This window comes from Candidatus Planktophila dulcis (assembly GCF_002288225.1).
Lineage (GTDB): Bacteria > Actinomycetota > Actinomycetes > Nanopelagicales > Nanopelagicaceae > Planktophila > Planktophila dulcis.
This window is the reverse complement of the sequence record NZ_CP016777.1, coordinates 893,458-908,625: the sequence shown is the minus strand read 5'-3', so window position 1 is coordinate 908,625 and position 15,168 is coordinate 893,458. Positions and strand designations below refer to the sequence as shown.

Here is a 15,168-nt window from a genome sequence, read left to right as displayed (position 1 = left end):
TAGACTCCCCATATGAGCAGCCTCTCCCGCGATGATGTCGCAAAGCTTGCAGGCCTAGCCCGCATCGAGATGACTGAGGCAGAGCTCGTTGAACTCTCATCACAATTTGGATTAATCCTCGATGCTGTTGCTCGCGTTCAAGAGATGGATCTATCTGGTGTGAAGGCAACATCCCACCCACAGCCTCTTGAAAACATTGCTCGTCCTGATGTTGTTCTTCCAAGCCTTTCACCAGAAGATGCGCTCTCAGGAGCTCCTGCACAAGAAGAGTCACGTTTTCGTGTTCCACAAATCTTGGGTGAAGCAGAATGATTCGTAGTACTGCAGCCCAGATGGCCGATGCCCTTGCAAAGGGGGAGACAACATCAGTTGAACTCACACAAGCACATCTTGATCGCATTGCCGCAGTTGATGGCCAAGTAAAGGCTTTCTTGCATGTTGATTCACAGGGCGCACTCGCACAAGCAAAAAATGTTGATGCACGTCGCGCCAAGGGTGAAAAGCTTTCTCCAATCGCAGGTATTCCACTTGCCCTCAAAGATGTTCTTGCGCAAAAAGGTGTTCCAACTACTGCAGGGTCAAAGATTTTGCAGGGATGGCTTCCTCCCTATGACTCAACTGTTGTCAGCAAACTAAAAGCTGCCGGTGTTGTCATTATGGGTAAGACAAATATGGATGAATTTGCGATGGGTTCATCGACGGAGAATTCTGGTTACGGCCCCACATTTAATCCATGGGATCTCACTCGCACACCAGGTGGTTCATCAGGTGGATCTGCTGCTGCCGTCTCAGCCTTTGAAGCACCTCTTGCAATCGGATCAGATACTGGTGGATCTATTCGCCAACCTGCTGCGCTCACTGGAATCGTTGGAGTTCGCCCCACATATGGCGCAGTCTCACGCTTTGGTTTGATTGCATACTCATCAAGTCTTGATCAAGCAGGACCTTTTGGTCGCACTGTTCTTGATACTGCGCTGCTTCACGAAGTGATGGCAGGCCATGATGTAAAGGATGCAACAAGTATTAACGCACCTGTTCCTGCAGTAGTAGCTGCAGCAAAGAGTGGCAATGTTAAGGGAATGAAGATTGGCGTTATCAAGCAGTTACAGGGCGAGGGATATCAAAAGGGTGTGCAGACACGCTTTGATGAATCACTTCAGGTTCTTGCATCCCTTGGCGCAGAAATTGTTGAAGTCGATTGCCCAAGCTTTGAATACGCACTTGCTGCCTACTACTTAATCGCTCCATCTGAATGTTCTTCAAACCTGGCACGCTTTGATGCAATGCGTTATGGACTTCGTACGGGTGATGTTGATGGCGCATCTGCAGAAGCTGTCATGAGCGCAACCCGTGATGCAGGCTTTGGCCGCGAAGTTAAACGCCGCATCATCCTCGGTACTTACGCACTCTCATCAGGTTATTACGATGCTTATTACGGCAGCGCGCAGAAGATTCGCACACTCATTATTCAAGATTATGCAAAGGCATTTACCAAGGCTGATGTCTTGGTATCTCCAACTGCGCCAACTACTGCATACAAGATTGGCGAGAAGGTCGATGACCCGATGGCTATGTATTTGGGCGATGTGGCAACTATTCCTGTAAACCTTGCTGGCATCTGCGGAATGTCACTTCCTGCAGGTTTGGCCGATGAAGATAACTTGCCTGTTGGTTTCCAGATCATGGCTCCTGCCATGCAGGATCAGCGTCTCTACCAAGTAGGCGCAGCACTAGAGGCCGCACTTCTTACAAAGTGGGGCGCTCCTATTCTTTCCAAAGCTCCTGAGTTGAAGGGAGCGAAGTAATGGCTCTTCCAACATATGACGTAGTCATCGCTAAGTGGGATCCTGTATTAGGTCTTGAAGTTCACGTTGAACTCAATACTGCAAGCAAGATGTTCTGCTCTTGTGCCACAGAGTTCGGTGGCGCACCGAATACTCAAACATGTCCTGTCTGCTTAGCTCTTCCTGGCGCACTTCCTGTTGTCAATGAAAAGGCGATTGAATCAACGATTCTCATTGGCCTTGCGCTGAACTGCAAAATTGCTCCTTATAGCCGCTTTGCACGTAAGAATTACTTCTATCCAGATATGCCAAAGAACTTCCAGATTTCACAGTATGACGAGCCCATCTGTTTTGATGGTTATGTCGATGTTGAGATTGATACTGAAGAAGGTCCTAAGCAGTTCCGTATTGAAGTCGAACGTGTTCATATGGAAGAAGACACCGGAAAGTCACTTCACGTAGGTGGTGCAACTGGCCGTATTCATGGCGCTGACTACTCACTCCTTGATTACAACCGTGCCGGTATTCCACTTGTTGAAATCGTTACCAAGATTGTTCCCGGCACAGGTAAATACGCACCAGAAGTTGCTAAGGCATATGTTGCAGAGCTGCGCGATATCTTGCGTGGCCTGAAGGTCTCTGATGTGAAGATGGAGCAAGGCTCACTTCGCTGCGATGCCAACGTATCTCTTAAGCCAATTGGTTCAGATGTATTAGGCACACGTTCTGAGACAAAGAATGTGAACTCACTGCGCTCTGTTGAACGCGCAATTCGTGGAGAGATGATTCGTCACGCAGAGCTGCTCAATGAGGGCAAGAAGGTCAAGCAAGAAACTCGTCACTTCCAAGAAGATACTGGCCTTACTCGCTCTGGTCGCTCAAAGGAGCAAGCAGAGGATTACCGCTACTTCCCAGATCCAGATTTAGTTCCCGTCACACCCGCGGCTAGCTGGATTGAAGAGCTACGCGCAACACTTCCTGAGCGTCCATCACTTCGACGCAAGCGCATCAAAGAAGAGTGGAACGTTCCAGATAAAGAGATGGAAGCGATGATCAACGCTGATGTCTTAGATATCGTTGAAGCAACAGTTCTATTGGGCGCAGATCCCACCAAGGCTCGCACATGGTGGCTTGGTGAAATCTCACGTATTGCAAATGATCAGAACGTCGCTATTGCAGAACTTGCAATCACGCCAGCTGATGTTGCAGAACTTGTGGCACTTGTTGCTAAGGGTGAACTCACAGACAAACTTGCTCGCCAAGTTGTTGAAGGTGTTATTGCCGGAGAAGGAAAGCCATCTGATGTTGTGGCTAAGCGCGGAATCAAAGTCGTTAATGATGATGGTGCGCTGATGGCTGCTATTGAAAAGGTATGTGCCGAGCAAGCAGAGACAGCTGAGAAAGTTCGCGGGGGACACCTGCCTGCAGCTGGTGCGTTAATCGGGGCAGTCATGAAAGAGACAAAGGGCCAAGCAGATGCTGCGCGAGTTCGCGAGCTCCTACTTGGCCACCTTGGCGTTCAGTAATTAGTGGGCGATTACGCCTTCTGTTTCAACGAGTGACTCTTTACCAATATTAATAAAGAAGAAGAGCACAACTGCGCCAGCAATTAATAGTCCAGCACTGAATTTAAAGGCCACAGTGAAGCCATGTGTCATAGCAAATGGCATTACTGCTTTTCCAAGCTCGGTATTTGCCGCCGCATATGTTGTAGTTGCAGTTGCTGCCACAGTATTGAGAAGTGCAGTTCCAAGTGATCCACCAATCTGCTGTGATGTATTGAGCATCGCACTTGCAACCCCAGTGTCGTGATTAGAGACGCCGTGAAGTGAGGTAGAAGTCAATGGAATGAAGACAAGCGCCATTCCACTCGACATGATGAGAAGTGATGGAACAACATGAGTCAGATATGCAGTATCTGGAGTAATGCGGGCAAGGAGCAATAAGCCGATACCTGCGAAGAGAAGACCAGGAACCATCAGCGGTTTTGGTCCAACCTTCGGTAGTAACTGTGATGCGATTCCAGCGAAGACGATGATTCCTGCGGTGAATGGCAAGAACGCAAAGCCAGATTTCAATGGACTAAACCCAAGAATTACCTGAAGGTAGAGACCGAGAAAGAGGAACATTGAGAAGAGTCCTGCACCGACAACGAGTGAACCAAGATATGAACCGCCACGGTTGCGCTCTGTTATCACGCGAAGTGGCATGAGTGGATTTGCGACCTTCTTCTCAATGGCCACAAAGACCATGAGAAGAATGACAGCAATTGCGAGGAATGAAATAGTTGTCGTTGATGACCAACCTTTAGTCGCTGCCTCATTGAATCCGTAGGTTAGTGAGAAGAGTCCGGCTGTTGCCGTGATTACGCCAGGAATGTCATAGGTGTTATCTCCTGATGCTTTTGATTCATGGACAAATTTAAACGCGAGGATTGCAGCAAGAATTGCGATGGGAGTATTTACGCCGAGGCACCAACGCCAAGAAGCGTATTGAGTCAAAGTTCCACCGAGGATCAGGCCAATTGCAGCACCGCCACCTGAGATTGCACCGAATACACCGAATGCTTTTGCGCGTTCTGAAGGAACGCTAAATGTGACAGAGATAATTGCAAGTGCTGCAGGAGCAAGAAGAGCGGCGAAGACTCCCTGCAAAGCACGGGATGCGAAGAGAAGGCCTTGTGTAGATGCGATGCCACCGAGTGCGGATGCTGCAGCAAATCCGAGAAGTCCGATAATAAAAATCTTCTTGCGGCCCATGTAGTCACCGATGCGACCACCCAGTAAAAGAAGTGACCCAAATGCCAAGGTGTAGGCAGTGATGACCCACTGCTGATTTGCATCAGAGATTCCGAGGTCAATCTTCGCGCTGGGAATAGCGATATTCATGATTGAGCTATCGAGCACAATCATCAACTGTGAAATAGCTACAACGAATAATGTCCGCCAACGAGTTGGGTCCAGAGTCTGGTCTTGGGCTTGCTTTGACACAGGTAAATCTCCTAAAAGGTAGTTTTTGGGCTTCTCATAAATTGCTTATGTAAGGATAGAATTCTCTCATGTCGAAGATGAAACCTCGCTCTGGATTAGTCACTGATGGATTAGAGCGTGCTCCAGCACGCGGAATGCTTCGCGCAGTTGGTATGGGCGATGAGGATTGGGTCAAGCCGCAGATCGGTATTGCATCTTCCTGGAATGAAATTACTCCGTGCAATCTTTCTCTGGATCGTTTAGCTAAAGCATCGAAGAAAGGTGTTATCGATGCTGGTGGTTTCCCGATGCAGTTTGGAACTATCTCCGTCTCTGATGGAATTTCTATGGGCCATGAAGGAATGCACTTCTCACTCGTTTCTCGTGAAGTAATTGCCGACTCTGTTGAAACAGTGATGCAGGCAGAACGTCTTGATGGAATGGTCACTTTTGCAGGATGCGATAAATCCTTGCCAGGAATGATGATGGCTGCAGCTCGTATCGATGTTGCATCAGTATTTGTCTATGCAGGCTCTACCTTGCCTGGCCAAGTCGATGGCAAAGATGTCACCATCATTGATGCCTTTGAAGCAGTGGGCGCATGTGCTCGTGGATTGATAACACAAGATCGCGTTGACCAAATTGAACGTGCTATCTGCCCAGGAGAAGGTGCATGTGGCGGTATGTATACGGCTAACACCATGGCAAGTATCGCTGAAGCAATCGGACTTTCACTTCCAGGATCTGCTGCCCCTCCTGCAGTCGATCGCCGCCGCGATGCTTATGCTGAACAAGCAGGAGCTGCAGTTGTTAACTTAATCGCAAAGGGAATTACTACTCGCGATATCTTGACGAAGAAGGCATTTGAAAATGCCATCACAATCTTGATGGCTCTCGGTGGCTCTACCAACGCAGTTCTGCACTTACTTGCCATCGCTCACGAAGCAGACGTTGACCTTACCCTTGATGATTTCCATCGTATTGGTTCCAAGGTTCCGCTACTAGGAGACCTCAAGCCATTTGGAAAATATGTGATGACAGATGTTGACCGAGTTGGCGGCATTCCCGTTGTTCTGCGCATCTTGCTCGATGCTGGTTTCTTACACGGAGATACTCTGACCGTGACAGGCAAGACGATGGCTGAAAACCTTGCAGATATTAATCCACCACTTGCCGACGGAAGTGTTTTACGTGCTATTGATAAACCAATCTCTACCGATATTGGAATCACAATTTTGGGCGGGTCACTTGCCACAGAAGGCGCCGTCTGTAAGACAGCTGGAATTGGTATTGAAAGTTTTGAGGGACCTGCTCGTGTATTCGAACGCGAACAAGCTGCGATGGATGCTCTAGAGAATGGAACAATTCAAGCAGGCGATGTTGTCGTCATTCGTTATGAAGGTCCAAAGGGTGGACCTGGAATGCGCGAGATGTTAATGATTACCGGCGCCATAAAAGGCGCGGGACTTGGCAAGACAACTCTTCTTCTTACCGATGGTCGTTTCTCTGGAGGCTCAACAGGTCTGTGTGTGGGACACGTTGCACCGGAAGCAGTTGATGGGGGGCCGATTGCATTTATTAAAGATGGCGACCGAGTCCGAATCGATATCCCAAATCGCACACTCGATCTCTTGGTAGATCCTGCAGAACTTGCAGCCCGCAAAGTTGGCTGGAAGCCACTGCCCCACAAATACACCCGCGGCGTTCTCCATAAGTATTCAAAGCTTGTGGGCTCTGCCTCCAAGGGCGCTGTCTGCGACTAATCGTTTCACTTATTGAGATGTGCATCTCATCTCTTGACTCATAGCCCTGCCCCGATGGAGAATACGGTCATGACTTCAACACGCGCTTCAGAACTTTCAGTGGTGGTGATTCGATAGCGCGTGCCTGAACGTCACGCGCGCCCTCAGATATCTGAGGGTTTTTTCATTTAACAACGCTTGTACAGAGATCGAGAGAGAAAGGAGCAAGAAGATGGCGAAACACGTTCCAACAGCGAACGGCACAGAAATGACAGGAGCTACGGCGCTTGTCAAAAGCCTTGAAGCAGCTGGCGTCGATGTGATGTTTGGACTTCCCGGTGGCGCAATTCTTCCTGCCTACGATCCGATCTATGACTCAACAATTCGCCACATCTTGGTTCGCCATGAACAAGGTGCAGGACATGCTGCAACGGGTTATGCCCAAGTAACAGGTCGCGCAGGAGTTTGTATTGCAACTTCTGGTCCGGGAGCCACAAATCTTGTGACACCACTGATGGATGCTGCGATGGATTCTGTTCCACTTGTTGCAATCACTGGTCAAGTTCCATCTGCGGCCATCGGTACTGATGCTTTCCAAGAGGCAGATATCCGTGGCATCACAATGCCATTTACCAAACACAATTACCTAGTCACAAACCCAGATGAGATCCCAGGTGTAATCGCCGAGGCATTCCATATTGCAACCACAGGTCGTCCAGGTCCGGTTCTCGTTGATATTGCTAAAGATGCTTTGCAGAAGATGACAAAATACAACTGGCCAACATCTATCAAACTTGCTGGTTACAACCCAAAGACGACACCTGATGCGCAGGCAATCACCGATGCTGCAGCGCTCATCGCACAATCTTCTAAGCCTGTCTTCTATGTGGGCGGTGGCGTAATCAAAGCCAATGCACATGCCGAACTTCGCCAGCTCGTTGAGCTTCTTGGTGGACCGGTTGTCACAACGCTGATGGCGCGTGGAGCATTTCCTGATTCTCATCCACTTCATATGGGTATGCCAGGAATGCATGGAACCGTTGCTGCAGTAACAGCGCTACAAAAGGCTGATTTACTTATTACTTTAGGCGCTCGTTTTGATGACCGCGTAACAGGAAAGCTTTCAACATTTGCACCGAATGCAAAGATCTTGCACGCAGATATCGATCCTGCTGAAATCGGTAAGAATCGCCATGCAGATGTTGCAGTTGTTGGCGATGTGAGAGAGACGATTGCAGCACTTATCCCTGCACTCAAAGCTGCCCTTGCTAAGAACAAGCCAGATTTGACTGCTTGGCTACGCCAGATGAACTCACTGAAATCTACCTACCCATTGGGCTTTGATACTCCTGATGATGGCTCACTATCACCACAACTAGTTATCCAACGTCTTGGACAGATCTCTGGCACTGACACCATCTTTACTGCAGGTGTTGGCCAGCATCAGATGTGGGCATCACAATTTATTTCTTACGAACATCCGCGCACATGGCTTAACTCAGGTGGAGCCGGAACTATGGGTTATGGAGTTCCTGCTGCAATGGGTGCAAAAGTTGGTGCACCGGATACAACTGTGTGGGCTATCGATGGCGATGGTTGCTTCCAGATGACAAATCAAGAACTTGTTACATGCGCACTCAATAACATTCCGATCAAGGTTGCCATCATCAATAACGAATCTCTCGGCATGGTTCGCCAGTGGCAGACCTTGTTCTATGACAGCCGTTACTCCAATACATCGCTTGAATCAAAGCGCGTTCCAAACTTTCCTATGCTTGCAGAATCCATGGGATGTGTTGGTCTTTCCTGCGAACGCCCAGAAGATCTTGATAAGACAATCGAAAAAGCGATGTCAATCAACGATCAACCTGTTGTCGTGGATTTCCGCGTTCATCGTGATGCGATGGTGTGGCCGATGGTTGCAGCTGGAACATCTAATGATGAAATCATGATCGCCCGCGCTACTGCGCCCGACTGGGATTCACAGGAGCTCTAATGACTACTAGTCGCCGTCAGCACACACTTGAAGTTCTCGTTGAGAACGAACCAGGCGTTCTAGCCCGCGTTTCTGGCCTTTTTTCACGCCGCGCATTCAACATTGAAACCCTGAACGTTGGGCCAACCGAAAATTCATCAATTTCCAAGATGATTATTGGAGTAGCTGTCGAAGGCCACTCTCTCGAGCAAGTCATTGCTCAGCTCGACAAGCTAGTCAGCGTTATCTCCATCAAAGATGTGACGCCTAAGGCAAAAGAAGTGCACGACACCCAACCCGATTATCAAAACTAAGTAAGAAACTACTAAAGGAGAAATACTGTGGCAACGATGTATCACGAAGAGGATGCAGATCTATCAATCATCCAGGGTCGCAAAGTCGCGATCATCGGTTACGGCTCACAGGGCCATGCGCATGCACTGAACCTTCGCGACTCAGGTGTTGATGTTCGCGTTGGTCTTAAGGAAGGCTCACCATCCCGAGCTAAGGCTGAGGCAGAAGGACTTCGCGTCACTTCTGTGGCTGAAGCAGTCAAGGAAGCTAATGTCATCATGATCTTGGCTCCCGATCACTTGCAGCGCCACATCTATGCAGAATCAATCTTGCCTAACCTAGAAAAGGGCGATGCTCTCTTCTTCGGCCACGGTTTTAATATTCGCTTCGGTTACATCAAGCCATCTGCTGATGTTGATGTGTGCATGGTTGCGCCAAAGGGTCCAGGACACTTGGTTCGTCGTGAATACGCAGCAGGTCGTGGAGTTCCAGTAATCGTTGCAGTAGAACAAGATGCAACTGGTAACGCATGGCCATTGACACTTTCTTACGCAAAAGCAATTGGCGGACTTCGCGCAGGCGGAATCCTTACAACATTTACAGAAGAGACAGAGACTGACTTGTTCGGTGAGCAGTCAGTTCTCTGTGGTGGAGCATCACAGTTGGTTATGTACGGCTTTGAAACTTTGGTTGAAGCTGGTTACCAGCCGGAAGTTGCTTACTTCGAGTGCTTGCACGAACTTAAGCTCATCGTTGACCTTATGTATGAAGGTGGAATCGCAAAGCAGCGCTGGTCAGTTTCTGACACCGCTGAATTCGGTGACTACGTATCAGGCCCACGTGTTATCGATCCACACGTGAAGGAGAATATGAAGGCAGTTCTTGCTGATATTCAATCTGGTGCATTTGCAAAGCGCTTCGTCGATGATCTCGAGAGCGGTGCTAAGGAATTCACAGCACTTCGCGCAAAGGGTGAAGCTCACCCAATCGAGACCGTTGGTCGCGAACTCCGCAAGATGTTTAGCTGGATGAAGAACACCAACAAAGATGATTACAAAGAGGGAAGTGCTGCGCGTGGCTAAACCCGTCGTACTGATTGCTGAAGAGCTCAGTGCTGCAACGCTTGATGCTCTAGGTCCTGACTTTGAAGTTCGTAATTGCGATGGTGCAAACCGCGCAGAACTTCTAGCAGCACTTGGTGCAGGCGTTGATGCTGTTCTTATTCGTTCTGCAACAAAGATGGATGGCGAAGCGATTGCCGCAGCAAAGGGCCTAAAGGTCATTGCTCGTGCGGGTGTGGGTCTTGATAACGTTGATATTCCTGCTGCAACAGCTGCAGGTGTCATGGTTGTTAATGCGCCAACATCAAATATCGTCTCCGCTGCAGAGCTAGCAATCTCTTTACTTCTTGCTTCAGCTCGTTTTATCTCACCCGCTCACGCTGCTCTTAAGGCAGGAAAGTGGGCACGTTCTAAATACACAGGCGCTGAACTCTTTGAAAAGACTCTTGGTGTTGTTGGCTTTGGTCGTATTGGTCAGTTGGTTGCCCATCGCATGCAGGCATTTGGAATGAACGTTGTTGCATACGATCCATACCTACAGCCAGCAAAGGCTGCGCAGCTTGGGGTTGAGCTCGTTGAGCTCGATGAACTCTTGAAGCGCTCAGACTTCATCACTATTCACTTACCTAAGACTAAAGAGACTGCAAACCTCATCGGCGTTGAAGCGCTGAAGAAGGTTAAGAAGGAAGTTCGCATCATCAACGCCGCACGCGGTGGAGTACTTGATGAAGCAGCTCTTTATGATGCAATCGTTGAAGGTCGCGTTGCAGGTGCTGGTCTTGATGTTTATGTGACCGAGCCTTGCACAGATTCACCTCTATTCCAGCTTGATCAAGTTGTTGCAACGCCTCACCTTGGCGCATCAACGGATGAAGCTCAGGAGCGCGCAGGTATTGCTGTTGCTGTCTCAGTGCGTAAAGCACTTGCTGGCGAATTGGTACCGGATGCAGTTAACGTCAAGGGTGGAGCTATCCACGATGAGATTCGTCCATCACTTCCACTTGTGGAGAAGATGGCACAGATCGCAACTGCAATTGCAGGAGAGACTCCTGTCTCTATGGAGATCACCGTTAAGGGCGATATCTCAGGACATGACTCTTCAATTCTTGCTATCAGTGCGCTGAAGGGCGTTCTTGTTGCATCAGGCTGTGAAGACGTTACCTACGTCAATGCACCAGCACTTGCGGTAGAGCGTGGTGTGACATCCAATGTTTCAACAACTCCTGATAGCCCTGAATACCGCAGCATGATCTCTCTTCACGCAGCTCTTTCAAACGGTAAGTCAATCAAGGTTGATGGAACGTTGATGGGTATTCGCAAGGTTGAGAAGATCATTGCTATTGATAACTTTGATCTCGATCTTCCTCCAACAGATAACCTTCTTTTCTTGCGTTATGCAGATAAGCCAGGAGTTGTTGGCGCAGTCGGAAACGCACTCGGTAGCTCAAAGATCAACATTGCAGGAATGCAGGTTGCTCGTGAATCAGCAGGCGGAAGCGCACTAATGGCTATCACTGTTGATTCTCCTGTCTCAGATGCAGTAGCCGAGGCAGTAAAGAAGGAAACTGGTGCAGATCTCGTTCGTTCAGTGACCTTGGTGAACTAATGTCACGCACAATCAATCTTGCAGTCATTCCTGGCGATGGCATCGGTAACGAAGTTGTCGGTGAAGGTCTTAAGGTCCTTGATGTCATTGCTGCGAAATACGGCGTGACATTTAAGAAGACCCACTATGACTTGGGTGCTGGTTACTGGCATCGCACAGGTGAAGTTCTTCCAGATTCAGTTCTGGCTGAGCTTGCGAAATCAGATGTCATCTTGCTTGGCGCAGTGGGGGACCCAACAGTTCCTAGCGGCGTTCTCGAGCGCGGATTACTTCTTAAGCTTCGTTTTGCCTTTGATCACTACATCAACCTTCGCCCTGCGAAGTTGATGCCTGGCGTGACAGGTCCACTTGCTACCAAAGCGCCTATCGATTTCATCGTTGTGCGCGAAGGAACTGAAGGACCGTATGTTGGAGCAGGTGGCGTTTTAGCTGAAGGCACTGATGCAGAGATTGCAACGGAGGAATCACTAAACACCCGTCGTGGTGCTGAGCGAGTTATCCGCGATGCATTTGCTCGCGCTGCAGCTCGTGATCGTAAGAAGCTCACACTCGTACATAAGAACAATGTTCTTACACGTGCAGGTGGATTGTGGACACGCACCTTTAATGAAGTAGCAAAGGAATTCCCAAATGTCACAACTGATTACTTGCATGTTGATGCAGCTTCAATGTTCTTTGTGACCAACCCAGAGCGCTTTGATGTTGTTGTGACAGATAACCTCTTCGGAGATATCTTGACTGATATTGCAGCAGCAATCTGTGGTGGCATCGGACTTGCAGCTTCTGGCAATATCAACCCAACTGGTAAATTCCCATCGATGTTTGAACCAGTACACGGCTCAGCCCCTGATATCGCAGGAAAGAACCTGGCAGACCCAACTGCGACAGTGATGTCTGTTGCGATGATGCTTGATCACTTGGGGCTTAAGGATGCTGCTCGCGATGTCGAAAAAGCTGTTGCAGCTGACTTGTTAACTCGTGGTGATTCAAAGCGTGGCACAATCGAAATCGGTTCAGCGCTTGCGGCATTGGTGAAGTAAATGAAGATCACTCTCAATCCACATGCAGTTCCAACAGCCGAGCGCGAAGAAAAGGTCGCTAACTGTGGTTTTGGAAAGTATTACACCGACCATATGGTTGTGTGTGAGTGGACAGAGGCTGGCGGTTGGCAAGAGCCAGAGTTAAAGCCATACGGCCCAATCTCACTTGACCCTGCTACTGCGGTTTTTCATTACGGCCAAGAAATCTTTGAAGGCATGAAGGCATATCGCCAGCCTGATGGCGGAATTTCATTGTTCCGTCCTGAAGCAAATGCTCGTCGCTTTGCGCGATCTGCAGCACGTCTTGCTCTTCCTGAAATGCCGGAGGAGTTATTCCTTGAAACTATTCACGCACTCGTTAAACAAGATGCCGGTTGGACGCCAGGAAAAGTGGGCGAAGCGCTCTATATCCGCCCATTCATGATTGCTACAGAAGTTGGACTTGGTGTTCGCCCAACAAATAAAGCGACCTACTTACTGATTGCAACTCCTGCAGGTGCTTACTTTGATCCATCGAAGGCAGTCTCTGTCTGGATCTCAACTGAGTATGTTCGCGCTGCCCTTGGCGGAACAGGGGAGGCAAAGTGCGGCGGAAACTACGCAGCATCCCTCGTTGCACAGAAAGCTGCAGCGAAAGAAGGATGCGATCAAGTTGTCTGGATCGATGCAGTAGAGCGTAAATGGATTGAAGAGATGGGTGGCATGAACCTCTACTTCGTTAAGGGTAAGGGCGCTGATGCAACTGTCGTCACCCCAAAGCTGACGGGAACACTTCTTCCCGGCATTACTCGAGATTCCATTCTCTCTGTTGCAAAAGATCTTGGTTATAAGACTGAAGAAGTCATGCTCTCTGTCGATGATTGGCGCGAAGGCGTTACATCAGGTGAGATCTCCGAAATCTTTGCATGTGGCACAGCAGCTGTTGTTTCCCCAGTGGGGCAAGCAAAGTCAGCGCTGGGCACATGGGTCACAGGCGATGGACAACCAGGTCCGATCACAATGCAGATTCGCAATCATCTTCTTGCAATTCAACATGGAACAACTGCTGATAAGCATGGCTGGGTCAAGAAGGTTGCGCTCTAATGTCATTTGATAAAGAGGCACTGCATATCTATGACACCACTTTGCGTGATGGTGCGCAGCAAGAGGGCCTTAATCTCTCTGTCCATGACAAGCTCACGATTGCTCGCCACCTTGATGATTTAGGTGTTGGCTTTATTGAAGGTGGTTGGCCTGGTGCTAACCCAAAGGACACAGAGTTCTTTGCACTGGCTAAGAAGGAATTGAAATTAAAGAATGCAACTTTTGTGGCATTCGGTGCAACAAGACGTCCTAATGTGAAGGCTGCAGATGATGTGCTCCTAGGCGCACTCCGTGACTCAGGGGCTCCAGCGGTAACGCTGGTTGCCAAGGCATATGACCGCCATGTTGATCTTGCCCTGAAGACAAATCTCGATGAGAACCTTGCAATGATTCGCGACTCTGTTACTCACCTTCGCCAAGAAGGCCAGCGCGTATTTCTTGATGCTGAGCACTTCTTTGATGGATACCGCGCCAATCGCGCATATGCACTTGAAGTTATCCGTGTTGCGATGGAGGCTGGTGCTGATGTTGCAGCGTTGTGCGATACCAACGGCGGCATGCTCCCTGATGAAATTGCCGATGTTGTGCATGATGTTCTGGGTGCTACATCTGCTCGTCTAGGTATTCATTGCCACAACGACACAGGATGCGCCGTTGCTAACTCAATGGCAGCAGTTGCAGCAGGTGCTACCCACGTTCAAGGAACTCTCAATGGGTACGGTGAGCGCACAGGAAATGCTGACCTTGTCACCATTATTGCCAACTTAGAATTGAAGAAGAAGAAGGAAGTTCTTCCACAGAATGCGCTGCGCGAAGCATTTCGCATCTCACATGCAGTGGCTGAAGTGACCAATATTTCTCCTTCACCTCGTCAGCCGTATGCAGGCGTATCTGCCTTTGCCCATAAGGCGGGCCTTCATGCTTCTGCAATCAAGGTTGATCCATCGCTCTATCAGCATGAAGATCCAGAATCTGTTGGAAACGATATGCGCATGCTTGTATCTGACATGGCAGGGCGTGCATCAATCGAACTTAAGTCAATGGAACTTGGCGTTGACCTTATGGGAGACCGCGAACTTATTGGTCGCGTTGTCGATCGCGTGAAAGAGATGGAATCTCGTGGCTTTACCTTTGAAGCAGCCGATGCATCATTTGAACTTCTTCTGCGGGAGGAAGCAACAGGTAAGCGTCCATCATTTTTCACCATCAATCATTGGCTCACCACAACTGAGCGCGGTGCTAAGAATTCAATCATTACCAAGGCAGAGGTAACTGTTACTGCGCAAGGTAAAGAGATCACATGCTCTGGTGAAGGAAATGGTCCGGTTAACGCATTTGATAATGCGCTGCGTGATGGACTCAACCAGCTCTACCCAGAACTGGCTGCACTTGAACTCACCGATTACAAGGTTCGTATCCTTGAAGGACGCCTTGGCACAGGCGCGATCACCCGCGTTCTTGTTGAGACTTCTGATGGCAAGGGCGAGTGGAATACCGTTGGCGTTCACGAGAACGTTATTGCGGCATCGGCCATGGCTCTTGAAGATGCCCTCACATTCGGACTTTTGCGACAGGGCCGCAAGCCCGAATAAGTTCTTGCATTTTCCCCACCTG

General features: G+C 49.1%; 11 protein-coding genes and 1 pseudogene. 11 read left to right on the top strand and 1 reads right to left on the bottom strand.

Going from position 1 to position 15,168, the window contains the following annotated elements; all coding sequences use genetic code 11:
* The first annotated feature begins 12 nt into the window (after positions 1-12).
* From gatC to gatB, 3 genes are read left to right on the top strand one after another with little or no spacing between them, the layout of a single operon-like run.
* Positions 13-312 carry an Asp-tRNA(Asn)/Glu-tRNA(Gln) amidotransferase subunit GatC gene (gene gatC / locus A1sIIA65_RS04610; protein ID WP_095676400.1) on the top strand — a complete coding sequence of 100 codons (300 nt, stop codon included), beginning with the start codon at positions 13-15 and terminating at the stop codon, positions 310-312.
* Positions 309-1,805 (top strand): Asp-tRNA(Asn)/Glu-tRNA(Gln) amidotransferase subunit GatA, encoded by a 1,497-nt coding sequence (gene gatA, locus A1sIIA65_RS04605; RefSeq protein WP_095676399.1) that lies wholly within the window; start codon positions 309-311, stop codon positions 1,803-1,805. The genes gatC and gatA overlap by 4 nt, the downstream gene beginning before the upstream one ends.
* Positions 1,805-3,310 carry an Asp-tRNA(Asn)/Glu-tRNA(Gln) amidotransferase subunit GatB gene (gene gatB / locus A1sIIA65_RS04600; RefSeq protein WP_095676398.1) on the top strand — a complete coding sequence of 502 codons (1,506 nt, stop codon included), beginning with the start codon at positions 1,805-1,807 and terminating at the stop codon, positions 3,308-3,310. The genes gatA and gatB overlap by 1 nt, the downstream gene beginning before the upstream one ends.
* Here the strand turns inward: gatB and A1sIIA65_RS04595 are convergent, their stop codons facing one another.
* Positions 3,311-4,774, bottom strand: coding sequence for an MFS transporter (locus tag A1sIIA65_RS04595; protein ID WP_095676397.1), 1,464 nt, complete (start codon positions 4,772-4,774; stop codon positions 3,311-3,313). It abuts the gene before it with no gap.
* Positions 4,775-4,842: 68 nt separating this feature from the next.
* On the opposite strand from A1sIIA65_RS04595, the gene ilvD reads away from it, so the two are divergent.
* The 8 genes and pseudogenes from ilvD (at position 4,843) to cimA (ending at position 15,146) form a co-directional block, all read left to right on the top strand.
* Complete coding sequence (gene ilvD / locus A1sIIA65_RS04590) at positions 4,843-6,516, top strand: dihydroxy-acid dehydratase (RefSeq protein ID WP_095676396.1); 1,674 nt, start codon at positions 4,843-4,845, stop codon at positions 6,514-6,516.
* Between the two features lie 211 nt (positions 6,517-6,727).
* Positions 6,728-8,491: an acetolactate synthase large subunit gene (locus A1sIIA65_RS04585; RefSeq protein ID WP_095676395.1), complete on the top strand. Its 1,764-nt coding sequence runs from the start codon at positions 6,728-6,730 to the stop codon at positions 8,489-8,491.
* A pseudogene (gene ilvN / locus A1sIIA65_RS04580) lies at positions 8,491-8,739 on the top strand (acetolactate synthase small subunit); the annotation flags it as partial. The gene A1sIIA65_RS04585 and the pseudogene ilvN, both read left to right, overlap by 1 nt.
* Before the next feature lie 81 nt (positions 8,740-8,820).
* Entirely contained in the window at positions 8,821-9,846 is a 1,026-nt protein-coding gene (gene ilvC, locus A1sIIA65_RS04575; RefSeq protein WP_223298567.1) for a ketol-acid reductoisomerase, read from the top strand.
* The gene (gene serA / locus A1sIIA65_RS04570) at positions 9,812-11,431 is read left to right on the top strand and encodes a phosphoglycerate dehydrogenase (RefSeq protein ID WP_190277101.1); all 1,620 of its coding nucleotides are present in this window, start codon (positions 9,812-9,814) and stop codon (positions 11,429-11,431) included. Before ilvC ends, serA begins: the two co-directional genes overlap by 35 nt.
* Entirely contained in the window at positions 11,431-12,471 is a 1,041-nt protein-coding gene (locus A1sIIA65_RS07015; protein ID WP_190277100.1) for a 3-isopropylmalate dehydrogenase, read from the top strand. The genes serA and A1sIIA65_RS07015 overlap by 1 nt, the downstream gene beginning before the upstream one ends.
* Positions 12,472-13,554, top strand: a complete 1,083-nt coding sequence (locus A1sIIA65_RS07010; protein WP_190277099.1) for a branched-chain amino acid aminotransferase — start codon at positions 12,472-12,474, stop codon at positions 13,552-13,554.
* A complete protein-coding gene (cimA, locus tag A1sIIA65_RS04560; protein ID WP_095676392.1) occupies positions 13,554-15,146 on the top strand; it encodes a citramalate synthase in 1,593 nt (530 codons plus the stop codon). Before A1sIIA65_RS07010 ends, cimA begins: the two co-directional genes overlap by 1 nt.
* Positions 15,147-15,168 lie beyond the last annotated feature (22 nt).

Bases quoted from the DNA above. Each gene is read 5' to 3' on its own strand.
- gatC (WP_095676400.1), top strand. From the start codon at position 13: ATGAGCAGCCTCTCCCGCGATGATGTCGCAAAGCTTGCAGGCCTAGCC.
- gatA (WP_095676399.1), top strand. From the start codon at position 309: ATGATTCGTAGTACTGCAGCCCAGATGGCCGATGCCCTTGCAAAGGGG.
- gatB (WP_095676398.1), top strand. From the start codon at position 1,805: ATGGCTCTTCCAACATATGACGTAGTCATCGCTAAGTGGGATCCTGTA.
- ilvD (WP_095676396.1), top strand. From the start codon at position 4,843: ATGTCGAAGATGAAACCTCGCTCTGGATTAGTCACTGATGGATTAGAG.
- A1sIIA65_RS04585 (WP_095676395.1), top strand. From the start codon at position 6,728: ATGGCGAAACACGTTCCAACAGCGAACGGCACAGAAATGACAGGAGCT.
- ilvC (WP_223298567.1), top strand. From the start codon at position 8,821: ATGTATCACGAAGAGGATGCAGATCTATCAATCATCCAGGGTCGCAAA.
- serA (WP_190277101.1), top strand. From the start codon at position 9,812: ATGATTACAAAGAGGGAAGTGCTGCGCGTGGCTAAACCCGTCGTACTG.
- A1sIIA65_RS07015 (WP_190277100.1), top strand. From the start codon at position 11,431: ATGTCACGCACAATCAATCTTGCAGTCATTCCTGGCGATGGCATCGGT.
- A1sIIA65_RS07010 (WP_190277099.1), top strand. From the start codon at position 12,472: ATGAAGATCACTCTCAATCCACATGCAGTTCCAACAGCCGAGCGCGAA.
- cimA (WP_095676392.1), top strand. From the start codon at position 13,554: ATGTCATTTGATAAAGAGGCACTGCATATCTATGACACCACTTTGCGT.